26 protein-coding genes, 1 tRNA gene and 2 pseudogenes are annotated in these 24,367 nt (G+C 62.4%); 16 read left to right on the top strand and 13 right to left on the bottom strand.

The genetic code is table 11. The features are described from left to right. Positions 1 to 120: 120 nt before the first annotated feature. The 4 genes from JQ567_RS20525 to JQ567_RS20510 all read left to right on the top strand — a co-directional run bounded on the left by JQ567_RS20525 (position 121) and on the right by JQ567_RS20510 (position 3,312). Entirely contained in the window at positions 121 to 999 is an 879-nt protein-coding gene (locus tag JQ567_RS20525; RefSeq protein WP_212440493.1) for an SDR family oxidoreductase, read from the top strand. Positions 1,000 to 1,026: 27 nt separating this feature from the next. After that, the gene (locus JQ567_RS20520) at positions 1,027 to 1,479 is read left to right on the top strand and encodes a GNAT family N-acetyltransferase (RefSeq protein ID WP_212440492.1); all 453 of its coding nucleotides are present in this window, start codon (positions 1,027 to 1,029) and stop codon (positions 1,477 to 1,479) included. 71 nt (positions 1,480 to 1,550) lie between these two features. After that, positions 1,551 to 2,504, top strand: coding sequence for a dihydrodipicolinate synthase family protein (locus JQ567_RS20515; protein ID WP_212266129.1), 954 nt, complete (start codon positions 1,551 to 1,553; stop codon positions 2,502 to 2,504). A gap of 4 nt (positions 2,505 to 2,508) precedes the next feature. Next, a complete protein-coding gene (locus tag JQ567_RS20510) occupies positions 2,509 to 3,312 on the top strand; it encodes an NUDIX hydrolase (protein ID WP_212440491.1) in 804 nt (267 codons plus the stop codon). Between the two features lie 108 nt (positions 3,313 to 3,420). On the opposite strand, the gene JQ567_RS20505 is transcribed toward JQ567_RS20510, so the two are convergent. Further along, on the bottom strand, positions 3,421 to 3,843 hold the full coding sequence (locus JQ567_RS20505; protein ID WP_212440490.1) for a nuclear transport factor 2 family protein: 423 nt from the start codon (positions 3,841 to 3,843) through the stop codon (positions 3,421 to 3,423). Between the two features lie 69 nt (positions 3,844 to 3,912). Here JQ567_RS20505 and JQ567_RS20500 point away from each other — a divergent pair, with 69 nt between their 5' ends. The 3 genes from JQ567_RS20500 (at position 3,913) to JQ567_RS20490 (ending at position 8,695) form a co-directional block, all read left to right on the top strand. Beyond that, positions 3,913 to 4,683 (top strand): AraC family transcriptional regulator, encoded by a 771-nt coding sequence (locus JQ567_RS20500; RefSeq protein WP_212440489.1) that lies wholly within the window; start codon positions 3,913 to 3,915, stop codon positions 4,681 to 4,683. 137 nt (positions 4,684 to 4,820) lie between these two features. Continuing rightward, positions 4,821 to 5,795 carry a tripartite tricarboxylate transporter substrate binding protein gene (locus JQ567_RS20495; protein WP_212440488.1) on the top strand — a complete coding sequence of 325 codons (975 nt, stop codon included), beginning with the start codon at positions 4,821 to 4,823 and terminating at the stop codon, positions 5,793 to 5,795. 218 nt (positions 5,796 to 6,013) lie between these two features. Then, on the top strand, positions 6,014 to 8,695 hold the full coding sequence (locus JQ567_RS20490; protein WP_212440487.1) for a PAS domain S-box protein: 2,682 nt from the start codon (positions 6,014 to 6,016) through the stop codon (positions 8,693 to 8,695). 117 nt (positions 8,696 to 8,812) lie between these two features. Here JQ567_RS20490 and JQ567_RS20485 read toward each other — a convergent pair whose 3' ends face one another. After that, the gene (locus tag JQ567_RS20485; protein ID WP_192733799.1) at positions 8,813 to 9,160 is read right to left on the bottom strand and encodes a GrlR family regulatory protein; all 348 of its coding nucleotides are present in this window, start codon (positions 9,158 to 9,160) and stop codon (positions 8,813 to 8,815) included. A 221-nt stretch (positions 9,161 to 9,381) separates the two neighbouring features. Between JQ567_RS20485 and JQ567_RS20480 the strand changes: the two genes are divergently transcribed. Beyond that, positions 9,382 to 9,828, top strand: a complete 447-nt coding sequence (locus JQ567_RS20480) for a hypothetical protein (protein WP_212440486.1) — start codon at positions 9,382 to 9,384, stop codon at positions 9,826 to 9,828. 9 nt (positions 9,829 to 9,837) lie between these two features. Here JQ567_RS20480 and JQ567_RS20475 read toward each other — a convergent pair whose 3' ends face one another. Continuing rightward, positions 9,838 to 10,221, bottom strand: a complete 384-nt coding sequence (locus JQ567_RS20475; RefSeq protein WP_192733798.1) for a VOC family protein — start codon at positions 10,219 to 10,221, stop codon at positions 9,838 to 9,840. Between the two features lie 262 nt (positions 10,222 to 10,483). Between JQ567_RS20475 and JQ567_RS20470 the strand changes: the two genes are divergently transcribed. Next, a complete protein-coding gene (locus JQ567_RS20470) occupies positions 10,484 to 11,017 on the top strand; it encodes a hypothetical protein (protein WP_212440485.1) in 534 nt (177 codons plus the stop codon). A gap of 133 nt (positions 11,018 to 11,150) precedes the next feature. Beyond that, positions 11,151 to 11,588, top strand: a complete 438-nt coding sequence (locus JQ567_RS20465; RefSeq protein WP_212440484.1) for a hypothetical protein — start codon at positions 11,151 to 11,153, stop codon at positions 11,586 to 11,588. Positions 11,589 to 11,644: 56 nt separating this feature from the next. Here JQ567_RS20465 and JQ567_RS20460 read toward each other — a convergent pair whose 3' ends face one another. The 3 genes from JQ567_RS20460 to JQ567_RS20450 all read right to left on the bottom strand — a co-directional run bounded on the left by JQ567_RS20460 (position 11,645) and on the right by JQ567_RS20450 (position 12,479). After that, a complete protein-coding gene (locus JQ567_RS20460) occupies positions 11,645 to 12,037 on the bottom strand; it encodes a hypothetical protein (protein WP_409363621.1) in 393 nt (130 codons plus the stop codon). A gap of 57 nt (positions 12,038 to 12,094) precedes the next feature. Further along, positions 12,095 to 12,171: transfer RNA gene (locus tag JQ567_RS20455), tRNA-Arg, on the bottom strand. 53 nt (positions 12,172 to 12,224) lie between these two features. Further along, the gene (locus tag JQ567_RS20450) at positions 12,225 to 12,479 is read right to left on the bottom strand and encodes a hypothetical protein (RefSeq protein WP_212440482.1); all 255 of its coding nucleotides are present in this window, start codon (positions 12,477 to 12,479) and stop codon (positions 12,225 to 12,227) included. Between the two features lie 245 nt (positions 12,480 to 12,724). On the opposite strand from JQ567_RS20450, the gene JQ567_RS20445 reads away from it, so the two are divergent. Then, the gene (locus JQ567_RS20445; protein WP_212440481.1) at positions 12,725 to 13,171 is read left to right on the top strand and encodes a hypothetical protein; all 447 of its coding nucleotides are present in this window, start codon (positions 12,725 to 12,727) and stop codon (positions 13,169 to 13,171) included. A gap of 138 nt (positions 13,172 to 13,309) precedes the next feature. Here JQ567_RS20445 and JQ567_RS20440 read toward each other — a convergent pair. Beyond that, positions 13,310 to 13,483, bottom strand: a pseudogene (locus JQ567_RS20440) (S-(hydroxymethyl)glutathione dehydrogenase); the annotation flags it as partial. 66 nt (positions 13,484 to 13,549) lie between these two features. Between JQ567_RS20440 and JQ567_RS20435 the strand changes: the two are divergent. Next, positions 13,550 to 14,425 carry a DMT family transporter gene (locus JQ567_RS20435; protein ID WP_212440480.1) on the top strand — a complete coding sequence of 292 codons (876 nt, stop codon included), beginning with the start codon at positions 13,550 to 13,552 and terminating at the stop codon, positions 14,423 to 14,425. Between the two features lie 103 nt (positions 14,426 to 14,528). Here JQ567_RS20435 and JQ567_RS20430 read toward each other — a convergent pair. Together JQ567_RS20430 and JQ567_RS39085 are read right to left on the bottom strand one after the other, a co-directional pair. Beyond that, a pseudogene (locus tag JQ567_RS20430) lies at positions 14,529 to 15,463 on the bottom strand (cryptochrome/photolyase family protein); the annotation flags it as partial. Next, positions 15,390 to 15,596: a deoxyribodipyrimidine photo-lyase gene (locus JQ567_RS39085; protein WP_409363620.1), complete on the bottom strand. Its 207-nt coding sequence runs from the start codon at positions 15,594 to 15,596 to the stop codon at positions 15,390 to 15,392. The gene JQ567_RS39085 and the pseudogene JQ567_RS20430, both read right to left, overlap by 74 nt. Before the next feature lie 109 nt (positions 15,597 to 15,705). Here JQ567_RS39085 and JQ567_RS20425 point away from each other — a divergent pair, with 109 nt between their 5' ends. Continuing rightward, on the top strand, positions 15,706 to 17,442 hold the full coding sequence (locus JQ567_RS20425; RefSeq protein ID WP_409363619.1) for a methyl-accepting chemotaxis protein: 1,737 nt from the start codon (positions 15,706 to 15,708) through the stop codon (positions 17,440 to 17,442). A gap of 99 nt (positions 17,443 to 17,541) precedes the next feature. On the opposite strand, the gene JQ567_RS20420 is transcribed toward JQ567_RS20425, so the two are convergent. Next, a complete protein-coding gene (locus JQ567_RS20420; RefSeq protein WP_192733790.1) occupies positions 17,542 to 18,204 on the bottom strand; it encodes a peroxiredoxin in 663 nt (220 codons plus the stop codon). A gap of 413 nt (positions 18,205 to 18,617) precedes the next feature. Between JQ567_RS20420 and JQ567_RS20415 the strand changes: the two genes are divergently transcribed. The 3 genes from JQ567_RS20415 to JQ567_RS20405 all read left to right on the top strand — a co-directional run bounded on the left by JQ567_RS20415 (position 18,618) and on the right by JQ567_RS20405 (position 20,262). Further along, on the top strand, positions 18,618 to 19,196 hold the full coding sequence (locus JQ567_RS20415; RefSeq protein WP_212440479.1) for a hypothetical protein: 579 nt from the start codon (positions 18,618 to 18,620) through the stop codon (positions 19,194 to 19,196). 601 nt (positions 19,197 to 19,797) lie between these two features. Next, entirely contained in the window at positions 19,798 to 20,034 is a 237-nt protein-coding gene (locus tag JQ567_RS20410) for a hypothetical protein (RefSeq protein WP_212440478.1), read from the top strand. A gap of 48 nt (positions 20,035 to 20,082) precedes the next feature. After that, complete coding sequence (locus JQ567_RS20405) at positions 20,083 to 20,262, top strand: hypothetical protein (RefSeq protein ID WP_192733787.1); 180 nt, start codon at positions 20,083 to 20,085, stop codon at positions 20,260 to 20,262. Positions 20,263 to 21,148: 886 nt separating this feature from the next. Here JQ567_RS20405 and JQ567_RS20400 read toward each other — a convergent pair. The 3 genes from JQ567_RS20400 to JQ567_RS20390 form a co-directional block, all read right to left on the bottom strand. Then, the gene (locus JQ567_RS20400) at positions 21,149 to 21,538 is read right to left on the bottom strand and encodes a response regulator transcription factor (protein WP_212440477.1); all 390 of its coding nucleotides are present in this window, start codon (positions 21,536 to 21,538) and stop codon (positions 21,149 to 21,151) included. A gap of 136 nt (positions 21,539 to 21,674) precedes the next feature. Further along, a complete protein-coding gene (locus tag JQ567_RS20395; protein WP_212440476.1) occupies positions 21,675 to 22,340 on the bottom strand; it encodes a response regulator transcription factor in 666 nt (221 codons plus the stop codon). Further along, positions 22,337 to 24,091: a PAS domain S-box protein gene (locus JQ567_RS20390; protein WP_212440475.1), complete on the bottom strand. Its 1,755-nt coding sequence runs from the start codon at positions 24,089 to 24,091 to the stop codon at positions 22,337 to 22,339. The genes JQ567_RS20395 and JQ567_RS20390 overlap by 4 nt, the downstream gene beginning before the upstream one ends. Positions 24,092 to 24,367: the final 276 nt, after the last annotated feature.

The raw sequence follows: 24,367 nt of genomic DNA, 5'->3' as shown, positions 1-24,367 counted from the left end.
TCCGGGGCGCGCGATAGCGCGAACCTCAGATGCGCAATTGCGCATCGGGGAATCTCGAGATTCCGGGTCTGGTCCTTCGGACCATCCCGGAATGACGGTAGCTAACAAGGAGAAACCACCATGGGATTACTCGACGGCAAGGTTGCGCTCATCACCGGTGCGGGCGGCGGGCTGGGCGAGGCCTACGCCAAATTGTTCGCGCGCGAGGGCGCAGCGGTCGTGGTCAACGATCTCGGCGGCCCGCGCGACGGCTCCGGCGGCGACCAGACCATGGCGCAGAAGGTGGTCGAGGCGATCAAGGCCGAGGGCGGCCGCGCGGTCGCCAACGGGGCCGACATCTCGACCATGGCCGGCGGCCAGTCGGTGTTCGACGACGCCATCAAGAATTTCGGCCGCGCCGATATCCTGGTCAACAACGCCGGCATCCTCCTTGACGAGACCTTTGCCAAGGCCAAGGAAGCCAATTGGGACAAGGTGCTCAGGGTGCACCTCAAGGGCACCTTCTGCTGCACCCAGCCGGTGTTCAAATGGATGCGCGAGAACGGCGGCGGCGTCATCGTCAACACGTCCTCGACCTCAGGCCTGATCGGCAATTTCGGCCAGACCAATTACGGCGCCGCCAAGGGCGGTATCTGGGGACTGTCGAACGTGCTGGCGATCGAGGGCCGCAAATACAACATCCGGATCTGGACGCTCGCTCCAGGTGCGCTAACCCGCATGACCGCGGATCTGCCACGCTACATCGAGAACCCAAAGGCGGCGCTGGGGCCCGACGGCATCGCGCCGGCGGTGCTATATATGGTCAGCGACCTGTCGGGCGACCAGACCGGCAAGACGCTCGGTGTTTCCGGTCCCCGCGGCGTCCGCGAGATGCGGATGATGGAGATGGAAGGCTGGAAGCCGCCGGGCGAGGCCTGGAAGGCGCAGGATATCGTCGAGCACGCCAAGGAGATCTTCTTCTCCGAGGAACAGATCAAGATGGGCGCGCGTCGCTTCTGACGCTCGTCCATCCCCGAAGGAGGCGCTATGCTCGCACTGCGGCCCGCTCGTCCCGATGAAGCTCCGGCACTTACCGAATTGTGCCTGCGCTCGAAGGCCGTCTGGGGCTATGACGCGGCCTTCATGCAGGCTTGCCGAAGGGAGCTGATGATGACGCCTGCGGTCATCATGTCATCCCGCGTGCAGGTCGCTGAAGTCGATGGCCGTCTCGCCGGCGTTGCCGAGGTAAAATCCGAAGGCGATGTCGCGCAGCTCGAAAGGCTGTTTGTCGAACCGGGCATGCTTCGCGCCGGCACCGGTCGGCAGCTGCTCGATTGGGCCAAGGCCACGGCACGCGCCGCCGGGGCCACGACAATGCTGATCGACGCCGACCCGGACGCGGCCCCGTTCTACCGCCGCATGGGGGCGGTCGACGATGGCGTTGTTCCATCCGGCTCGATCCCCGGCAGGTTCATTCCCAGGCTAAATCTCTCGCTTTGAGACATCAGCCAGTAGGTGGTATCACTGGATCAGGGATTTCGTCCTCTCACCCTCATTTACGGAAATTGACCATGAAGCTCACCGCCCAGGCCGCAGGCACCTTTGCGATTGCGCCGACCCCGTTTCACGATGACGGCCGCATCGACGAGAAATCGATCGACCGCCTGACCGACTTCTATGCCGAAGTCGGCTGCGACGGCGTCACCGTGCTCGGCATTTTGGGCGAGGCGCCGAAGCTCGATGCTGATGAAGCCGAGCAGGTGGCGATCCGCTTCGTCAAGCGCGCCAAGAACATGCAGATCATCGTCGGCGTCTCGGCGCCGGGATTTGCCACCATGCGTTCGCTGGCGAAAGCGTCGATGGATGCGGGCGCTGCCGGCGTGATGATCGCGCCGCCGCCGCACTTACGCACCGACGACCAGATCACGGGCTATTTCAAGCAGGCGCAGGAAGCCATCGGCGACGACATTCCCTGGGTGCTGCAGGATTATCCGTTGACGCTGAACGTCGTGTTCACGCCCGCCGTGATCCGCAAGATCGTGATGGATTCGCCGTCCTGCGTGATGCTCAAGCATGAGGACTGGCCGGGGTTGGAGAAGATCTCCACGCTGCGCGGCTTCCAGAAGGACGGCTCGCTGAAGCCGATGTCCATTCTGGTCGGCAATGGCGGCATGTTCCTCGATTTCGAGATGGAGCGCGGCGCCGATGGCGCGATGACCGGCTACGCCTTCCCGGAATTGCTGATCGATGTCGTAAAACTGCAAAAGGCCGGCAAGCGCGACGCCGCGCACGATCTGTTCGACGCGCATCTGCCGCTGATCCGCTACGAGCAGCAGCCCGGCGCCGGTCTCGCCGTGCGCAAATACGTGCTGCAGAAGCGCGGCGTGATCGCCTCCAGCGCGCAGCGCAAGCCGGGTGCGACCATCACCGCGACGGCAAAAGCCGAAGTCGAATATCTGCTGTCGCGGGTGGCGCGGGTCGACCGCCGCGCCAATCTGCAACCGCAATCCAGCGCGGCGGGTTGATCCAATGACCGAACCCGCCAAAGCACCGCGCCCTGCGTCCACCATCCTGTTGCTGCGCGACGCCACGGCGCGAAAGGAAATCGAGGTCTTCATGATGGTTCGCCATTATGAGATCGACTTCAATTCCGGCGCGCTGGTGTTTCCCGGCGGCAGTGTCGACAAGGGCGACAAGGAGATCATCGCGGCGCCCGAGCTGTATTCCGGCGGCGAGGGGCTCGATGAGGCGACGCTCAGCTTCCGCATCGCGGCGATCCGCGAGACCTTTGAAGAGAGCGGCATCCTGCTGGCGCGGCCGAAGGGATCGAAAGCGCTGGTCGACGCCGTCAGGGCCAGCGAGATCGAGACCGCGCATCGCGCCGATCTCTGCGACAGCAAGATCAGCTTCCATAAAATTCTGACCGACAACGGCATGGTGCTGGCGCTCGATGAACTCGTGCCCTATGCGCACTGGATCACGCCCGAAGGCATGCCGAAGCGCTTTGATACCTGGTTCTTCCTCGCCGCCGCGCCGCCCGAACAGGTCGGTGCGCATGACGGCAAGGAATCCACCGATTCAATCTGGGTGTCGCCGCGCGAGGCGCTGGAAGGCGGCGAGAGCGGACGATTCAAATTGCCGTTCCCGACCACGCGCAACCTGATCAAGCTCGGCAAGCAGGACAGCGTGAAGGCGGCGCTCGAAGATTCCAGAGGCAAGTCCGTCGTCACGGTGACGCCGATCATGACCAAGAACAACGGCGGCCGTCAGCTGCGGATTCCGCTCGAGGCCGGCTATGACGGTGACGTGTTCGAGGTCGGCTCGGTCGGATAGAGCGTTTTCGAGCGAAGTGGGTACCGGTTCGCGTGAAGAAAATGCGTCAAATAAAGAGCCTAACACACTTCGACGTTTGACGAAGTGTGGGCGCCGTAGACAAGCCTCTCACGCGAGATAGGCGTCGACCGCCGCCTGGTCCTGGTCCCACACCCAGCATTCCCCCAGCAACCCATCGCGCACGGCATAGACCAGCAGCCGTTCGAACTCCGCCGCCCTGCCGTCGCGCTCAAAGCGCTCGCGCACCAGCAGCGCGCCGCGCGCGGGGCCGGCCATGATGTCGACGATGCCGAGCAGTTTTCGGCTGGTGCGGCGGGTGACCTCGGCCAGGATCGTAAGCGCGGCCATCTTGCCCCTGTGGTCGCCGGCAAGCGGGTTGCGGCCGAAATAATGCAGCGTGAAATCGTCGTGGTAGCAGGCGGCGAGCGCGGTGCGGTCGCCGGCAAGCCAGGCGCGCGCGTAGCGCGTCACGGCCTCTCGGTTGCGCTCAATCGCGGCTTGGCTGTCGGTCTCATCAGGCTTATCTGTCATCGTGCTGGGTCCTGTTGCGGTCCGGCACCCTAAATTCGCCTGAACCATCCGGGCTTTCAGAAACTGGCTATGCGCGCAATCGGCGAGGCGAAATTGTTGGGGTGGGGCGCCCGCGTGCTCTATCTCGGCCCGGCCTTCGGATTGACGCCGCACCGCAATGCGACCGCCGTACTAGCCATCGGCCTCGATGCCGCGCTGGAGGTGGCCGACGATCCGGCAGATCCCGCGACGGATTATCGTTCCGCCCGCAGCGTATTGATCATGCCCAACAGCCTGCATCACCTGCGCATTGAACGCGGACGCATGGCGTTCCTCTACGTCGATCCGCTCGGACGCGACCTCAAGGCGTTGCTGGCGCGGATGACGGATACGCGCGCGCGTGCGGCGTTCGATCTGCGCGACGAATCTGGTGTGATCGAAATCCTGACTGGCCTGGCAGAGGATCGCATCGCGGCGCGCGACGGACGTTTGTCGCTCGGCGAACTGCTCGGCGTGGGCACGGGCACCAACGCCGATGCGCGGATATCGGCGGCGCTGCGGCTGATGCGGGACGAGCCGCACCGGGCGCACCGCTTGACGGAGTTGGCGGAACATGCGGGCCTGTCAGCGTCGCGGTTCCTGCATCTGTTCAAGGCGGAGACCGGCGTACCATTGCGGGGCTACCGGATCTGGAACCGGATGGGGGCCGCGGTGCGCGCCTGCGGCGAAGGCTCGTCCCTGACGGAAGCCGCCCACGCCGCCGGCTTCGCCAGTTCGGCGCATCTCAGCAGCGCGTTTCGGGACATGTTCGGCATGATGCCGTCCGATCTGCTAAAGGCGTTGCAGCGGGTCGAAAGCTAGGGCCAGGCACGGTGCTGCGGGTTTGGTTCGCCTGGCGAAAAACGCGTGGCCTTGCTGCGATCAGGGATTACCTGCATCCTCCCTCTCAATCCGGGCGCGTTCAGCGCCCAAAGAAACGGTCAGGGTAGGGCACCCATATGAGATGTCATCGCTTCGGCGTGATCATCGGCGCGTGGCTCTTGTTTCTCGCCGCGCCACATCAAGGGCAGGCGCAGGATTTTCCAAGCCGGCCGATCCGCGTCGTGATTCCCTATTCGCCGGGCAGCGTCGCCGACGTGTTCGCGCGCATCATCGCGCAAAATATGCAGGAGCAGTGGAAGGGATCGATCGTCGTCGAATCCAAATCCGGCGCCAACGGCTCGATCGCCGCAGAGGAAGTCGCGCGCGCCGCCCCCGACGGCTACACATGGCTGCTGGTGACGACGTTCTTCACCGCAAGCCCGGCGCTCGATGCCAAGCTGCGCTGGGACCCGGTGCGCGATTTTGTTGCGATCGGCCAGATCTGCCGCGCGCCGAATTTTTTCATCGTCCCCACCACGCTGCCGGTGAAGACCGTCGCCGAATATGTCGCGCTGGCCAAGGCCAAACCGGGCACGCTGAATTACAGCCATCCCGGCAAGGGCTCGACCGGGCATCTCGGTTTTGAGCTGTTCAAGCGGCTGGCCGGGATCGATGTCACCGGCATCGGCTATCGCGGCTATCCGCAGATGGTGCCGGATATCGCGAGCGGCCTGATCACCTCGACCTTCCTCTCCGCCAACCAGGCGCTGGCCCAGGTGCAGAGCGGGGCGATCCGGATCATCGGCGCCATCAATGACGGCCGTTCCAAATATTTCCCGGATGTCCCGACCATGGCCGAGCAGGGCTTTGCCGAGGCCCAGGTGACGCCCTGGTTCGGCATCGTGGTGCCGGCTGCCACGCCGCTGCCGGTCGTCGAACGGATCAGCAAGGCCCTGGAGGCGGCGCTGGCAACCGCGGAAGTCCAGCAGAAGCTAGACGTGGCCGGGTGCGAGCCGAAGAGCGCGCCGCTCGGGGCATTCGCCGATATCATCAAATCCGATGTCGCGGTGTGGGCCAAGGTGGTCAAGGAGGCCGGCATCACCGCCGACTGAGGCCCGAGACAAAATCTGGCCATTTTGCCGCACGGCAAAGCCCCCGCCGCGGCCGGAATCCCGGATTGGGGCAGCCCGGACCGGCAGTGTGACGCCAGCGGGCGTGGACCGGCGCACCGCCCGGCCGGTCTGGCCGGCTTCGCGAGCTATTTCAGCATGTTCCCCACGACCCGAATAACGTCGTATATTGCGGCCGATAGGAGCCCGGCCTCGATAACATGACCTCTGAATTGCCGCCGAATTCGCCAATGACGCGATCGTTCTCGTTGTCGATCGGCCAGCTGACATTCGGCAGTTTCATGCTGGTGCTGGCGGTGATTATCATCACCTCCACCGCCAGCGTCATCGCCATCCGCCACATCGATGCGACCTTCGCCGAGTTGCAGCGGCTGGAAAGCGTCGGCGACCTCGCCCAGGATATCGACCGGCGCATGAACGAGTTGCGGCTGGCGGCCCGGGATTTCGTCACCGACCCCGGCGCCCAATCGGTCCAGGTCGGCGAGGCGGCGACCTCGCTCATCGAGGTCCTGAAGAAAACCCGGCTGGAGCTTGCTCCCGAACAGCAGGACATGATCGATGGCGTCACCGAGCGCCTGTCGACCTACCGCAGCGGCATCGAGCGTATTTCCGCCCTGATCAACCGCCGCGCGGAGCTGATCGTCGGGCTACCGCCGCTGCGCGAGAAATTCGATGCGGCGATCGCCGACACCCCCGATCCACTGATGGCGTCGGCGCTGTTTCAGGCCCAAAGCCAGATTGCCTCGGCTTTGCTGGCGCGAAATCCGTCCGCCGCCGAACTGGCGGCGCAAAGCATGCGCTCGATGACGATGGCGGAGCCGAAGCTTCGCGCGGCTGTCGATGATTATGCCCTCGCGATTATCAACATCTCGACCCGCGAGCGGCAGATATCCGACATCGACAAGGAGGTGCTGGGCGCGGAGGGCCGCCTGATCCAGCGCGTCACCGAATTGTTGCGCGAGGTCAGCGCCCGTCGCGGCCATGTGTTGTCCCGCGATTTCGCCCGGACGCTGACGGAAGCAAAATGGCAGAGCATCGTGCTCGGCACCGCCGGTGTCCTGATCGGGCTGTTCGCCTCGCTGCTGGTGGTCAGGCGCACCGTGCGTCCGCTCGCAATGATCGCAACCTCGATCCGCAAGGTGGCCGGCGGCGAAAAGAACACCTCGATCCCGCAGACCGATGTCGACAACGAAATCGGCGATATCGCGCGAGCCGCCGAAGTGTTTCGCCAGACACTGGTCGATGCCGACGCGGCGCGCGAGGCGGCGGTACGCGCATTGGCCGAACAGCGTCTCGCCGAGGAAAGCTATCGAAAATTGTTCGAGGCGTCGGTGGACGGAATCTACGTCACCACGCCCGGAGGCGCGCTGCTCAATGCCAACCCGGCGCTGGCGCGGATGATGGGTTACGCCACGCCGCAGGATCTGATCAACGGCCTCGGCGACGTCTCCGAATCCGTCTATGTCGATCCGCAGGCGCGGGTGGAATATGAGCGGCTGATGGAACGCGACGGCATGGTACGCGAGTACGAATACCAGGTTCGCGCGCGCGACGGGACGGTGCTTTGGCTCTCGGACAGCGCCAGCGCCGTGCGCAACGAGGATGGCGAACTGGTCCGTTACGAGGGAACGGTCCGCGACATCACCGACCAAAAACGGGCCGAGGACGCGATCGCCGAAGGCCGCCGTTTGCTGCAGCAGGTGATCGATACCGTGCCCGCGGTGATCAACGTCAAGGACAAGCAGCTCCGCTATCTCCTGATGAACCGCTACATGGCCGGTATTTTTGGCATCGAGCCTGGGGAAGCCATCGGTCGCACCACGGCCGACCTGATGTCACGCTATGGCGCGGCGAAGACCGATGAGCCGGACAAGCGGGTGTTGGCCGGCGGCAGCGAACTCGGCTTCTATGAGGAAGAGTACAAGGATTCCACCGGCAATATGCGGCAATGGCTGGTCAACAAGCTGCCGCTACTGGACGCGTCGGGCGAGATCGAGAACATCGTCACGGTCGCGCTCGACATCGGCGAGCGCAAGCGCGTCGAACTCGAGATGCGCAAGGCCAAGGACGCCGCGGAAGGCGCGCTGCGAAATTTGCGGGAAACGCAGAATTCGCTGATCGAGGCCGAAAAACTCGCAGCCCTCGGGCGGCTGGTGGCGGGTGTCGCGCACGAGGTCAACAATCCCGTTGGCATTAGTCTCACGGTCGCCTCCGCGCTGGAGCGCAAGGCGGCGAATTTCACCGCCGAGGTGGCGCGTGGCGAACTGCGGCGTTCCAGTTTGACTGATTTTCTCGAAACCAGTCGCGACGCGTCATCGCAGCTCGTCGCCAATCTCAATCGCGCCGCCGAACTGATCCAGTCGTTCAAGCAGGTCGCCGCCGACCGCAACTATTCCGACCAGCGCAGCTTCGACCTTGGCGATCTCACCGAGCAGGTGGTGATGAGCTTGCGGCCGGGCCTTCGCAAACACAATCTGACGCTCAATGTCGATTGCCAGCCTAACCTGACGATGAACAGCTACCCCGGACCCTACGGACAGGTGCTGACCAATCTGTTTCTCAATTCGGTTGCGCACGCGTTCCCTGACGGCAAGCCGGGCACGGTCGATATCCAGGTGCGCGAGTCCGGCAAGGACAATGTCGAGGTTCTGTTTTCCGACAATGGATGCGGCATGACCCTCGACGTTCGTCGCCGCGCGTTCGACCCGTTCTTCACGACACGGCGTGATCAGGGCGGCACCGGGCTTGGCCTGCACATCGTCTACAGCATCGTGACCAACCGACTCGGCGGGCGGCTCGATCTTGATTCGGAGCCGGGAGGCGGCACGCGGATCCAGATGATCCTGCCGCGCATTGCGCCGCTTGAAATGGCGGCGGAGTAGACGGCGCGGTCAGCGCGCTGGAGCCTTTTCCGTTCCGATTGAATCGGAACGGGCTCTAGATTCTTAATTGACGCGTTTTCTCGACGCGAACCGGTATCCACTTCGCTGAAAGACGCTTTAATTCGTATCGGCCAGCTTGCGCAGCGTGGCGCCGAAAATCTGGCTGGCCTTGCCGACCAGCGCCGTCCCGTTCATGGTTCCGCGCGTATCGGTGAAGGTGCCGGATACGCCGATGCCGACGGGGGCCGGCCCGCCGAACAGCGGATTGGCATCGGGGCTCGACGTGTGACGCTGCACCAGCACCTCGCCCTTGAAGGTATCGCCCTTCACGGTGTAGCTGCCGGTGTAAAACAGATAGGCATCGCCGCCGAGGATCTGGCCATCCCGGAACAGAATCACACCACTGCCCTTGCCGGATCGCCCATCCAGCAGGCTGACATGGATCGAATACAGACCGTTCTTCATGACGTCCCAATCCCGGCCTCCGCGCCCACGGAACCCGGTAATCGTTTATGCCAAAGCGGAACCCGCGGCGTCAACGTGACAGGCCGCAAATACAAATATACCGGTGCCAGCCCAACACCACCATGACACGAGGATGACTGGCGGCGGGTTCCGAAGCAAGTTGGCCCGCGAAATGCATCGCCTGTTGCGCACCGGCCGGTGGGTGTTGGAGCAACAGACAGGTGAGCAACTGGATCAATTCCGGCGGCCGTGCGCCGCGTCTTAACACCGAGAATGACAACCGCGGAACTTCGGGCAACCGCGATGGGGGCTGGCGAAAGACACTGCTGAGATTGGGTGTCGTGGCGCTGTGGGCGATTGCCGCGCAGGTCGGGCATGCGCGCGATCCGGACGGCCGTTACGCCCGTTCGCCGCTCAAGGAATGGTTCGACTCGTTGAGAAGCGGGAAGGGGCCGTGTTGCTCCGATGCCGACGGCAGCGCTGTCAGCGATGTCGATTGGGAATCGAGCAACGGCCGTTATCGCGTGCGCATCGAGGGCGAATGGTTCGATGTGCCCGAAGACGCGGTGATTACGGAACCCAACCGCGTCGGCCGAACCATGGTTTGGCCGATTCGTGGCTACGCTGGATTGACCATCCGCTGCTTTATGCCGGGGTCGATGACGTAGCGCGGCGGATCACGCGTATTTCTGGTCGCGCTCCAAGAGCTCGATGGAAATGCCTTGCGGTCCGCGGATGAAGCAGATGCGTACGCCGGGCCGGATCGTGGTCGGTGGCTTGGTAAACTCGACGCCCTTGGCCTTGATCTCGGCGGCGACGGCGTCGATGTCCTTTACCGTCAGCCCGAAATGATCGAGCCCTTGATACGGCGTCACCGGCGGGGTGTTGACGCCGTCTCCGGCCGCAACCGGGGCGATGAACACGTTGGCGCCGCCGAGTTTGACGTCGATCCTGCCCGGGCCGCGGACGATCTCGCCGCCCAGAATGTCGGCAAGCCAGGCCGCGGTCGCTTCCGGATCGGGACTGCGCAAATGGACATGGTCCCAAGTTACTGTCGGCATATTCGTCTCCCCCAAGCGTCTTGCAGCTAGTATTGCAGCGCCGCCAATCTAGCGGCCGGCCGTCCGCAATTCCATCCCCTGTCGTGCGCCTCTGGCGCCGCAAAATTGTCGAGCTTGCGTGCAACCATTCTGGCCGTGGGTGATTATTGAGCTAGCGGCGGAACCGTACAGCGGCAGTCGTGTGAGAGGCCGTACGGTGTAACGCCCGTGGGGCCTTTTTCATGTGCGGGTGCGGCGACCGGTATCGCCGCCGGGTGAGGGCATGGCCATGATGATCGCTGGACGGTCGTTCGGAGCCCCGCAAGCACGACTGCTCGCGTTGCCGGCCATCGCAATCGCGGGATGCACGATATGGATGATGCTTCCCGGACCGAGCGACGCCGAGGGCCACGCCGCAGCAGAACCTTCCCCGACCATCTACGCACAGAATGTATCCCTGGTTGAAGATGGGGCGGCTCCCGCCGCGGTGACCGCGCCGTTGTCGATTGCGCCGGAATCGAAGTCGCCGATCGAGGGTTTGAGGATTTCCTCGCAATCGTGGCGAAGGGGCGGCCTCGGCTCGAAGGCGCTCGTTACCTTCACGCTGCGCAACGCCAATGATTATCCGGTGAAGGACGTGGAAATTGCCTGTGCCTTTACCCGCAGGGACGGCAGCCATTTGACCGACAGGCGGCGGGTGATCCCGGACACCGTGAACACCAGGAGCCGGAAGCACTATTCAGGTGTGCTGGTCGGCTTCGTCAATGTTAACGCAAACAAGGCGAAATGTTCGCTGGTGACGGCAAGTCGAACTTAGCCCTGCGAACCTGACCTTGCGAACCCGAAAATGTGATCGGCGCTGTTGAACCTTGGGGATGCCCCAGGAACTAATCACCATATCTCCAGTTAGCCGAATGAACCGCGCGAATGGTGCGGGGGGAGCCACGTCAATGCCCGTAGCGCGTTATTTCCTGTTTGTGGGCGCAGCGCTGCTTGCGCTGTTGTTCGCGCTCGATGCCTTTGCCCCGCAACAGGTCGCCGTGGCCAGCAATTCGACAGGCTCGATCGACAAGACCGTGGTGCGGATCCGTTCCGACCAGAAGCCGCCGGAACGCGTGGTTTATGACATGAGCCTTCCCACCATTGTTCCGCCGGCTGTGACCACCCAGGTTGCGGCGGCTCCGGCTGCGCCGATTGCCGACCTCAACGCCCAGGCTCGGGTGCGTGACACCTTTGCCCAGTTCGTACCGGCTGAAGCCAAGAAGGTTGAGCCGCAGGCTCCGCGCAAGCGCAAGGTCGCCAAGGCTCGCTCGGTTCAGCCGTCGCCGATGCGCGTTGCCCAGCAGCAGCACTTTGGCTTTGGCTTCTTCGGGAACAACACCTGGTAAGGGTCTAAGGCGCCGCTTGCGACATGCGCCGCCCTCAGGCCGAACGGTTTTGACGGTTACCGCGGTAGTTGCGGGATTTTGTCGACAAAACGGTTGAAGCAGGTCAGCCGCTCGTCTTCCTCCTTCACGAACCGGCATTCACTGGCGCTCTTGGCGGCCGGCGGCTTGGGTTTCGGCTGCGGCGCATAGACGCCGTCATAGCAGGTCAGGCGTTCCTTCGTCGCGTCGTCGATATCCTGACAGGCTTGCAGCTTCTGCGCGATGGACAGGGGCTTGGCCGGTGCCGCCGGCTTTGCCGATTTCTTCTCGGCCGGAGGCTTTTTCGTCCCGACCTGTACCAGCGGTTTGCCGCCAACCGTCGGAGGAGGGGCTGGGTTCGCGGGGGCGGGCGTAGCCGTTCCCTGAGCAAACGCCGCGGCCGGATACAGGATCGCCAGCGCCAGGATCATCTTTCTCATATCAATCGCTCTCGAGTGCGTGGTTTGCCGGCCCGGTCTTGCCCGAAATGGCGCACTCGGAGAGATTCGAACTCCCGACCCTCGGAATCGAAATCCGATGCTCTATCCAGCTGAGCTACGAGTGCCTGTAGCCCGCCCGATTATCAGACTTGTCCGGGCAGGGCCAGCAGCGGAACGTTTAGTAACAGGGGTGCCGCCCGCCCTGGCCGATGTATGCGGCCGCGCCCTGGCGGCAGCGGTTGGTCGAGGGGCCGTCATAATAGGCAAAAGTGCCAGGCTGGAGGCCGGGCCCGTAATTGTGCAGGTAGCTGATCGGGTAGGGCAACGGCCAGTGCTGGCGGTGGTGCCGATTATGGCGGGCGTCCGCCAGGGTCGGCGCCAGGGCCGCGGCAGCAAAGAGGGCGGCGGCGATTAAAAACTTGGCTTTGGGCATTTTGATTCTCCGGAAAATCCCACCAGGAAACTAGACGTTTTTGGCCGGTCCGGGAGCCATTTTACGCAAAACGACAGGAAAAGCTCCGGAAAAGCTGCGGAAAATTGGCGGAAGCTTGCCTATTTTTGGCCCCTAAGGGATGCTTAACGAAATCCCAACACAGTCCCGCCAAGGTTCTGCGGTGTGGTCCGGACTTCAAGGGCCACCCTCCGCTTTGACAAGGCTATCCGGTTCCCGATCGACCCATGCGCATCACGTCCCTTGCCCTGCTGTCCCTCTCGGTTCTGGTCGCGACCCCGGCGCGGGCCGATCTGCACATCACGCGCGACCATGGCGGCTACGTCGAGGAATACAAGTCGAAGTACAAGCGGATCCGCGACCGCAAGGAACGCGTCATCATCGATGGCATCTGCAACTCGGCCTGCACGCTGGTGTTCGGCATCGTGCCGATGAACAAGATCTGCGTGACGCCGAAGGCGAGCCTCGGCTTCCACCAGGCCTATTACGACAAGGCCTTCACCTTCGGCATCAAGGTCACCAGCTCCGACGGAACGTCGGACCTGATGTCTTATTATCCGGATACCGTGAAGGACTGGATCCGCCGCAATGGCGGGCTCACCACCGAGATGAAGAAGATCAAGAACGGTGGCGAGCTCTGGAAGATCGTCGATCCCTGTCCGGAAGCGTTTTGAGCTCTGATCTGTCATCGCCCGGCTTGACCGGGCGATCCAGTATTCCAGAGGCTGTTGTAGGCAATCGAGAAGCCGCGGCGTACTGGATCATCCGCTTTCGCGGATGATGACAGCGGACAGAAGCTGCAGTCGAGATACCTAAAACGTCACCACGCCACGGATCGATTCCCCGCGCTTCATCAGTTCGAACGCGTTGTTGATCTCGCTGAGTGGCATCACATGCGTGATCATCGGGTCGATCTGGATCTTGCCCTGCATGTACCAGTCGACGATCTTCGGCACGTCGGTGCGGCCGCGTGCGCCGCCGAACGCGGCGCGACGGACCCGCGCGATCAGTCCTTGCCGCATAGCATATGATCGGGCACTACGCTTCCGCAAATGAACCGTGACCTTGAAGATCTTGCCGCGCGGGCGGCGCCGGCGATTTTCGTCGTGCTGTGGAGCACCGGCTTCGTCGCCACCAAATACGTCGTCAACAACGCCGATCCTTTGACCTATCTCGCGATCCGGATGGCGCTGGTGGTCGCCTTGATGGCTGGCATCGTCGCGATCGCGCGGCCTCGCTGGCCGGATCGGATCGGCATCTTCCACAGCGCCGTCGCCGGCATTCTGGTGCACGGATTCTATCTCGGCGGCACCGCGATTGCGATTGCGCATTCGATTCCCGCAGGGCTGTCCGCGCTGATCCCCGGCCTGCAGCCGATCCTGACCTCGACCATCGCCAACCGCTGGCTCGGTGAGCGCGTCACGGCCATTCAATGGGCTGGACTCTTGCTCGGGCTGGCGGGCGTGGTGCTGATCCTGCACAATCGGCCGATGAGCGGGGACGCGGGTTGGGGTTGGCTCGCCTCCGGCGTGTCGCTGATCAGCATCACGCTCGGCACGCTCTACCAGCGGCGGTACTGCAACGCGATCGACTGGCGTGCGGGCAATCTCGTGCAGTACATCGCGGTTACGATCTTCTTCGGGTTCGGGGCATGGCTGTTCGAGAACAATGTCGTGCATTGGACCACGGAGTTCGTGCTCGCGCTGAGCTGGCTGGTCGTGGTGCTGTCGATCGGATCAATCGGGTTGTTGTACTGGCTGATCCGCCGCTCGGCCGCGACGTCGGTGGCGAGCCTGTTCTATCTGGTGCCGGCGGTGACGGCGCTGATGGCCTATGTGCTGTTTGGCGAGCAGCTCGATGGAGTAGCGCTTGTCGGCATGACCGCGTGCGCCGCCGCGGTGTTTCTGGTCAACCGGCGCACTGCCTAGAGCCTTTTCCGTTCCGATGGAATCGGAACGGGGCTCTAGATTCTTGATTTGACGCGTTTTCTTGACGCGAACCGGTGTCCACTTCGCTAGAAAACGCTCTAGTTCAGCGATTGCGAATGCTCGCATAGGCCGCGAGCGCGCGTTCACGACCAACCTTGTGATCGATGATCGGCCGCGGATAGGTTTTGCCGGGTTCGATGCCGGCGCTTGCAAGTTCAAGCGGTGTCGCGGTCCAGGGGTGATGGATCAAATGGTCAGGCAATTGCTTCAGCTCCGGCACCCAGCGCCTGATGTAGACGCCATCGGGATCGAACTTCCCGCCCTGCAGGATCGGATTGAATACGCGGAAGTAGGGGGCGGCATCGGCGCCGCAGCTGGCGACCCACTGCGAGTTGGCCGGATTGCTGCCGGCATCGGCATCGACAAGCGTGTCCCAGAACCATTGCTCGCCCTCGCGCCAGTCGATCAAGAGATGCTTGACGAGAAACGAGGCCACCACCATTCGCACACGGTTGTGCATCACGCCGGTGTGCCAGAGTTCGCGCATGCCGGCGTCGACGGGTATCCGGTCTCCCCGCGCTGCCAGGCGCGCAATGCCTTGGTGTCGTGCTTTCAGGGAAACGCGTCGAACGATGCCTGCAGATTGCGCGTTGCGAGATCCGGCATGTCGTAGAGCAGATGACGGCAGAATTCGCGCCAGCCGAGTTCGCTGAGGAATTTAGCGATATCGGATGACCGGCGAGGGTGCTCGGCGGCGGCAAATTTTGCGGCGTGCCAGACCTGGCGCGGGCTGATCTCGCCGAAGCGAAGATGCGGCGACAGAAGCGAGGTGCCCTCGCGGTCAGGGCGGTCGCGGTCACCGGAATAGCCGGCGATAGCGCCGGCGAGGAATGCCTTGAGCCGCGCCTGCGCCGCAGCTTCGCCGGGCCGCCGGTTTTCGCGCAAGCCGCCGGCCCAGTCGGGCTTAGTGGGTTCGAGATGCCAGTCTTCCAGCGCATCGCTGGCGATATCGGATATGCCGTTCAGCTTCTTCGGCGCCCGGCGTCCTCTCGTCGAGCACGAAAATGCATACAACCGGCGCTTGTGTGTTGGCGGCCGTATGCAGGGCGGGGTGGTCCGAAAGGCGCAGGTCCTCGCGGTACCAGACGATGGCCGGGCGAAGCTTCGTCATGCGCGCATAGATTTCACCAAATTCCTGAGCCTTTGCTTAGGGTTGCATCCATTAATGCGATCGTAAGCAAGAACCGTCAAATTGATCCCGATTTTGGGGAAAATTGCACATGTCCATGCCGTCGTTTGGAAAACTCCTGCCGTCGCTGAAGCTTCGTCTCGGCACCAAAGCGGTCATTTCGGCCGTCCTCCTGATCGCGGTGAATACCGCGCTGGTGGTGGGCGCGGCCTATTGGTCGCTCAACTCTGAGTTCGGCGACCGGGCGCTTCGCGACATCGAGGTCAATCTGCGAACGCTGGCGCTGTCCTTTGCCGAGACCTACCCCGACGCCAAGATCACGCTGAAAGACGGCATGGTCGCCAAGGCCGAAGCGGCAAAGATGCCCGAATTCAAGGACCACGCGATCGTCGATCGCTCGGTCGGGTATGTCGGCGGCAACGCGACGCTGTTCGTCTATGACGAGGCCAGCAACCAGTTCGTCCGCCGCTCCACCAACGTGAAGAAGGAGAACGGCGATCGCGCCGTCGGCACCCAGCTTGCGCCCGACCATCCGGGACAGCCGATCCTGCGTCGCGGCGAGGCCTATAAGGGGCCGGCCACGCTGTTCGGCAAGACGTTCATGACGGCCTATTACCCGATCGCGAATTCGACCGGAAAGGTAATCGGCGTTCTCTATGTCGGAATTCCGATGGCGCAGTTCGAGGCCATGCTGTCGCATGCCATTCAGAACATGGCGATCGCAGCGGGCATTGCAGCGCTTCTGGTGATGTTGCTGACGATGCTGATCGTGCGCCGCGTGACCAAGCCGCTGATTTCGGTCACGGCGACGCTCACGGCCATCGCCAACGGCAACAGCGACGTCGAGGTCGGTCACAACGAACGCATGGACGAGATCGGCGAGATCGCGCGCACGGTCGCGGTGTTCAAGAACAACTCGCTGGAGCGCCGCCGGCTTCGCGACGAACAGACCGCGGCCGCTTCTGCCGCCGTCGAACAGCGCAAGGCCGAATTGCGCGGGTTCGTCGACGAGTTCCAGACCAGCGTCGGCGGTATCCTCGACAAGGTGCTGAACTCCTCGGGTGAATTCGAGCGCGTGGCCAAGCAACTCACCGAGACCGCGCGGACCACCGCCGGGCTTTCGGGCCAGTCGGCGGGCGCGTCGGAGACCGCCTCCGAGCATGTCCGCACCGCAGCCGTTGCTTCCGATGAACTCTCCAACTCGATTGCCGAGATCACCCGCCGCGTCCAGGAATCGAACGGGATCGCGGCCGACGCCGTCAAGCAGGCCGCGGCCACCGACCAGCGCATCAACGAGCTGTCGGAGGCGGGCGCGCGGATCGGCGACGTGGTGAAGCTGATCACCTCGATCGCCGAGCAGACCAATCTTCTGGCGCTCAACGCCACCATCGAGGCCGCCCGCGCCGGCGATGCCGGCCGCGGGTTTGCCGTGGTGGCCCAGGAGGTCAAGAGCCTCGCCGGCCAGACCGCCAAGGCCACTGAGGAGATATCGAGTCAGATCGGCAGCATGCAGCTTGCGACCGAAGAGTCGGTCAGCGCGATCAAGGCGATTGGCCAGACCATCGAGCGCATCAGCGATATCGCGACCTCGATTTCGGCCGCGGTCGAGCAACAGCGCGGTGCGACGGCGAACATCGCCCAGAGCGTCCGGGCCGCCGCGAGCGGGACCGCCGACGTCGCCATCAACATCCGCAACGCTGCGCAGGGCGCGGGCGAGACCGGCGAGACTTCCAACCGCATGTTTGCCTCGGCGCAGGCGCTGTCGGGCGAGAGCCTGCATCTGAAGGCCGAGGTCGAGAAGTTCCTGGACCGCGTTCGCGCGGCCTGATCGCAATCTGGCTATTGCCAATCTTTCCGTGACGCCGGTTCTGATGACATCAGAACCGGCGTCATATTTTGTTTGATGCCTTGAAAGCGCGATGAACCGTTACTGTTTCGGCTGCGGCACGATCCGGATGTACGGCTTCGGCGACTTCCAGCCCTGCGGATAGATCGTCTTGGCCTCGTCGTCGGTGACCGAGCCTGCAATGATGACGTCTTCGCCCTGTTTCCAGTCGGCCGGGGTCGCGACCCGATGCTTGGCCGTCATCTGCAGGGAATCGATCACGCGCAAAATTTCCTGGAAATTGCGGCCCGTCGTCATCGGATAAACCAGCACCAGCTTGATCTTCTTGTCCGGTCCGATGATGAAGACGTTGCGCACGGTCTGGTTATCGGCAGCGGTCCGCGTTGCGACATCCCCCGACGTGGAGGCGGGGAGCATGTCGTAGAGTTTTGAGACGTTGAAATCGGTGTCGCCGATCATCGGATAGTTCGGCGCCGCTCCTTGCGTCTCCTTGATGTCCTCCGACCATTTCGAATGCTTGTCGACGGGATCGACGCTGAGCCCCATCAGCTTGACGCCGCGCTTGTCGAATTCAGGCTTCAACTTTGCGAGAGCGCCGAGTTCGGTGGTGCAAACCGGGGTGAAATCCTTCGGATGCGAGAACAACAGCGCCCAATTCGAGCCGATCCAGTCGTGGAATTTGATTTTGCCCTCGGTGGTCTGGGCTTCGAAGTCCGGGGCGACTGCGCCAATCTGGAGTGCCATGGTACACCTCATCTCATTCAAGTTACAGGAGAATTTCTGTTGATCTGTATAAGCCCTAGCAGGGTGGAAGGGAACCTCCGGCCAAAAAAGGCGAGATCCTTCTCCGCGAATAGGGAACTCCTAGCACCTTCTTTCGATCTGCGCCCCTGCGACGAAAAATCCACAGCGGCGGTAATCGCCCGGATTGCCCCGATATCGCCTTTTATGGTCCGCAAGACCCCGGTCCCGGTTGCCGGGGGCGTTCATCGGTCATTCAACCGAACCGTGACATCACTCACAGCGACTAATTGGAGTCGCAGCGACTAATTGGCAACCATCTAAAAATCTCGGAATGCAAGTTCCGAATCGTTAACCACTCGTTTACGCCGGCGTCGCAATGCTGGACCAGAAAAAGAAATTGAGAAGTGCAAGCTATGTCTGCCCCTAGTATTACCAAATCTATTGAAGCGTTCGCCGTTCTCCAACCTTCCTGCCGCAAGACCGCCGCCCACGCGTTGACCGTCGTGCGCGATGGCGTCATCACCGGCGAGGGCCCGACCACCAAGGGCCGTATCCATTTTTCCCGCGCGCTCGATGCCGATGACGCCGCCTGGTGCGCGCGCATCCTGACCGCATCCGCCGTCGAGCATCAGCCGGTCAGCCGCGCCGAAGCCGAGGCGCTGTTCCAAATCAGCGACGCTGCCGCCGAGCGCAGCGACGGTGGCCGTTTCGACGATCTGCTGGCCAAGGCGGTCGCCCATCATGCGGCGTCCGAATCCGGCCTGCCCGTGCCGCCGCGCACGATTGCCCTGTCGCCGGACACCGACATCGAAAGCTGGGCCCCCGCCAAGGCCGTCAACATAGACACCAAGGTGCTGGAGTGGATTGCCGCCCAGATGCGCGGCAAGCGCCGCTCCAACCACGCGCTGGCCGCGATGGTCGCGACCCTGGTCGGCGCCGCCGCACTGCCGCTGGCGCAATTGCCGGGCATGCTGGACATGGGGATGATGTAACGTCATTCTCGCATCGTTGAATTCAAAGCGGCGGGGATTTTCCCCGCCGTTTTTGTTTGATGGAGCAGGGTGGCTACTAATCGTCATTGCGAGCCAACGGGTCGCGCGAATGCGCGCCCGATGACAGGCTCCGCGAAGCAATCCATCGCACCACGCATAGAATGGATTGCTTCGTCGCAAGTGCTCCCTTGCGCAAACGCGTTGCGTTTCGCAGGCAATGACGGCACGGCAAACACAGCTCGACATTCTCGCGGGACGTTGTGCCCAAGCTGTTGCCCGAGCCGCCGCTTGCCAGTCTGACCTCGAACGGGCATTGCACCACATCGCGGGCCACAGGCCTTTAATTCCCGATCCGGCACCCCATATAGAATTCTATGGCACAATGGAAAGCATCTGTCGCGCGGCAACCACCGAAGACCAAGGCGGAACTGCGGGAGATGCTCACCGACGCGGTCCGGAACACGCAGCCCGGTGCTGACAAAAAGCCGAAACGCTCCCCGAAGGTCGAGAACGAGCAGCCCTGACCGGCTGCCCGACGATATATCCGCGGCAGTTGCGGTCGATCCGAGCAGGGCCTGACAAGTTTCACGGGGAATAGCGTATGCGGCTGGTTGCCAAACCCACCGAACAAGAGATCATCGAGGGGCCGCAAGCGGTATCCTTTCAGATCGCGAACGGGAACGCGCGGCAGCGCTGCATTCTGCAAACCGATCTTCCGACGCAGGCGCTGGCCCACAAATATCTGCTCACCAATTGGCCTGTTATCGAACGGAGGGCGCGCGAGGCTCTCGCGACCGGAGTCCTTGATGATGGTCAAATCAAACTGGCCATGGTCTAAGCGGCACGTTCAACAATCCATGTCGGTTTTGGTCTACAGGGAATAGTCATGCTCAAGGATCGCGAGAATATCCTGAATGCGCTTCGTGAGAAGCCGCTCAAGGTCTACGAGATCATGAAACGCGCCAATCTTCCGAATGAGGAAGCCTGCCAGTCGCTGCTTCTGAAAATGCGCGACGAAGGTTTGGTGAAATTCGACATTCACAAGGGACGATGGCTCGCCGGATGATGGCGCGGCGCGGACGACAAGTCGCCGCGCCGAAATCGATGTCGGCTCGAAGCTGGATCGTGGCTAATCCCGGCCGCGTGTGTTTCGCACGTCCCGCATAATCCAGACGAACACAAGAAGCGAAGGCATCCACGCGAGTAGCGCACCTAACAACATCGCTTGCACGCTTGTCATGATAGCTCCTTCCCGCTCACTTTATCTGCAATTGTCACCTCAACGGTTTCGGCTCATCTCGGTCCGAGAGATGGTCTGCAGTCCGGAGCTGTCGCATCGCTGGATTATTTTTGGTCTGCGATAGACGGCTCGGGGCATTTATAGAGCCATCTCCAGTAGGCCTTGTTACGATCCCGCTGACGCTTGCACTGCTCGCGGCACCTGGACGAGCAAAATTGCCCGAAGCGCCAGCTGAAACGGACCAGCCCGAAGGGGCGGTCGCAGTTCGGATTGTCGCAACGATTTGTCATGATGCGGCCTCCGCATTCGTTCGCAGGATCAAGCGAATGAATTTTTCCTGGCCTTGGCCGAGACAAGCACGTCCGCAGTAACGTTCACGCGCCGGATTTCGCAAACATACTATCTTGGGTTCTTCACTGTCGCATTCGGAACAGCGTGGGCCTGTACGCATGGCGACCTCCTCCTGAGGAATTGCCATTCACTGATCGTGGTGTACTGGTTGTCGTGCCGTCGGATGACCGGAGGGCGACGATGCCTCAGTCTCATTCCATCCCGCCCCGTATTCAACTTGTCTAGATGGTTGATCCGCTTATCCCTAGGTATGACCGGCTCGAAACTGCCAATTTCGGTGGAATGGAATTGTTGTTTTGTCCCCGTCGCCGGACCGATCGGAATAGCGGCGCGAGATGCCGTACTGACCCCATCGGATCGGTCATCCGCTCTTTTCCTCGCCGTGCTCGCCCAGCGCGGCGTCGAGGCAGTTGATCAACGCTTCTCCCGTGAAGGGTTTGGTGAGAAAGCAGCTCGCGCCGGCCTTCAGTGCTTGCATGCGCGCGTTCTCGGTCGCAAAAGCCGTGATGAAAATGAATGGCAGCCGGTATCCGTCCGCAACCAGGTGAGCTTGCAGCTCGAGACCGCTCATGACCGGCATTTGAATATCTGCGATCACGCACGAGGTGTCATGCAGATGTGGCGACCGCAGGAACGCCCCGGCCGATTCGAAGGTGTGAACGACGTAGCCAAGCGTTCTCACGAGATTGTAGGTCGCGGTGCGAACGGAGCCGTCATCGTCAATGATTGAAATTACGGGTGGGTTGGCCAAAGCGGTGCTTCCTGACGTGCCGGCAGAATGCCTCTTGCTGCAAGCCGCTTGACGGCAGAGTGCGTCGCAAATCAGGGGCGGAAAATCATACTTAGGTTTGCAGGACGGGGTGTTGATTGCTCAACGACCCGCCAGGCTATTGCGGCGGCGCCGGGCGCTGTATTTCGAGCGCCTGGGCCATCTTCACCAGATCGGCCAGCGATTTCGCGGCCATTTTTCTCATGATGTTCCCGCGGTGTATCTTCACGGTGATCTCGGCAATGCCGATTTCGGCCGCGATCTGTTTGTTCATGAGCCCGGTCGTGACCAGCGCCATGACCTCCCGCTCCCGGGCAGTCAAGGTCGCGAACAGCGCGTGCAGGTCGGAGCGGATCTTTGCTTCATTTCGGCTATTTCGATCGCGTTCGATTGCCGCCGTCACGGCATCCAGCATGTCCTGATCGCGGAACGGCTTGGTCAGAAAGTCGACAGCCCCGGCCTTCATGGCCCTGACCGTCATCGGGATATCGCCATGGCCCGTCATGAAGACGATGGGAATGTGAATGCCTGCCTTGGCAAGGTCGGCCTGAAAGTCGAGGCCGCTCAGCCGAGGCAACCTGATGTCAAGGATCAGGCAGCTCGGAACGTCCGGCAGCTTGCTCTGCAGAAATTCAGCACCCGAACCGAACACTTCGACCCGCAAGCCCACCGAGCGAAAAAGATTCCGGAGCGCTTCACGCACCGACACGTCATCGTCGACAACGTAGACGATCGGCTCGTCCGGGCCGCCAACGTTGCGAGGCGAGTTTGGGCGGCCGGTCACAGCGTATGGTCCTCTTGATGCATCGGCAGGCTGAACTGAAACGTCGCGCCGGGCCCGACATTGATGGAGGCCGACAATCGCCCGCCATGGGACTCGACGATCGATCGGCAGATCGACAGGCCCATGCCCATGCCGTCGGGTTTGGTGGTGAAGAAGGGGGCGAACAGCCGGTCGGCATTCTGAACGGCTAATCCGACACCGGAGTCTGTTACCGTGACCAGAATTTGGTGGGCGTCCTCCTGGTGCGTCCGGATCGCCAGCTTGCGTGGTCGGTCGGTGATCGGTTGCATCGCTTCAATGGCGTTGATGACGAGATTGAGGATGACCTGCTGCAGCTGAATCCGATCGCCGAGGACGGGGCTGAGAGCAGGAGCGAGGTCCTTCCGCAGCACGATCCGGTGGCTGAACAGTTCGCGATGCAGCAAGGTGACCACCTCATTGACGACCGCATTGATGTCGAGAGGCGCTTTCTGATCGGCGGTCTTGCTTACCAGGCCGCGGACGCGCTGGATCACTTCGCCCGCCCGGTTGCCGTCATCGACGATCGAGACCAGAGCGCTGCGCGCTTCCTGCAGTTCGGGAGTGTCGCGGTCGAGCCAACGCAGGGCGGCCGAGGCGTTGGCGACGACGGCGGCCAGCGGCTGATTCACTTCATGGGCAATCGACGCGGCCAGCTCCCCGAGCGCCGTCACGCGCGTGACATGCGCCAGTTCAGCCTGTGCCTCGTGCAGTTTCTCCTCGGCTCGCCTTCGTGCCGTGACGTCCGTCACCGCGCCGACAAACTCGATGCCATCAGATGCATCGGTTACGGCATGCGCGGTTGCATGGACATATTTGACCGAGCCGCCGGGCATCAGCAATCGATATTCGTGATCGAAATCCCTGCCATCGCGGGACGCCCGGTCGATGGTCTGTTGCGCGCCCGCTCTATCGTCGGGATGAATGCGTTGAAAGACTGTGTCGAGTGCGACAGAAGGTGCCTTTTCAAAGCCGAATATCCTGAAGGTTTCGTCCGACCAGATAATTTCGCGGGTGGCGACGCGCCAGCCGAAGCTGCCGGTGTGGCTCAATCGCTGTGCTTCGGCCAAATAGTTCCCACTCTGCCGCAGGGCGTTTTCAGCCTCCTTTCGCTCGGTGATGTCCTCGCATGCGATCAGGACGATCAGCCGGTCATCCTGCCGTCGCACGGCTTTCGCGTTTTCACGAACCCACAGCGCCGAGCCGTCCTTGCGGACCTTTCGGATCTCCCAACTGTGCGTTTGCCCGATATGCGCCAGACAGATTTCGACGCTTTTTCGCACCGCGTCCCAGTCTGCTTCAAAGAAGACCCCGAGCACCGGTTGTCCCCGCAATTCGCTGACGAGATAGCCGAGCTGGGCGGCGCCAAAAGTGTTGACCGACAGGACGATGCCGTCCGCATCGACCATGAAGTACATCACGGGGTTGTGCTCGAAGACCTCCTTCCACTGCGCCTCGCTCTCGCGCAGGGCTTCGATTGCGCGTTGTTCGGCGCTTGCCCGGCTCTCAAGCGCGGCTTCCATTTGCCTGCGGGTGCTCCCTACCAGGTGCATCACGATCAATGAGGCGAGAAACAGGGCGAAGAGCAGCACGACGGCAATCAGATAGTCGGCAACCTCCGGGGCGGGACCGAGCACGAGCCAGATGCAAGCCGCCGTCAACGATGCCAGCGCCATGCCGCCGAGCAGCGATTGCTCGGCCGAGCGCCGGGATTTTAGTATCTGGTTACGCATGGCATTCGGCCGTCCGGCCCCGCGCCGCGTCGTCAGGTGATCATCACCATCGACGGCAACACGTGACCCCACGAATAGGCCGCATCCTATCAGCTTTTCCAGGCCCGGAGGTATGGTGCATCGCGATACGCAGGTGGCTCAAAGCGCTTGCGGTCGCGGCCGTTCGTCGCGCCTGCAAGCCCCGGTTGACGATCGCGGAACGCGCAATGTCGACAACCGGATATCGCTGCGGGAGGAGGTGGGCGCTCCTGGTCCCTCGCAAGGCTGAGGCGGCTG

Source organism: Bradyrhizobium sp. AUGA SZCCT0431 (assembly GCF_018131065.1).
GTDB lineage: Bacteria > Pseudomonadota > Alphaproteobacteria > Rhizobiales > Xanthobacteraceae > Bradyrhizobium.
Note: the sequence above shows the minus strand (reverse complement) of the source record. Positions and strands in the feature narration are given on the sequence as shown.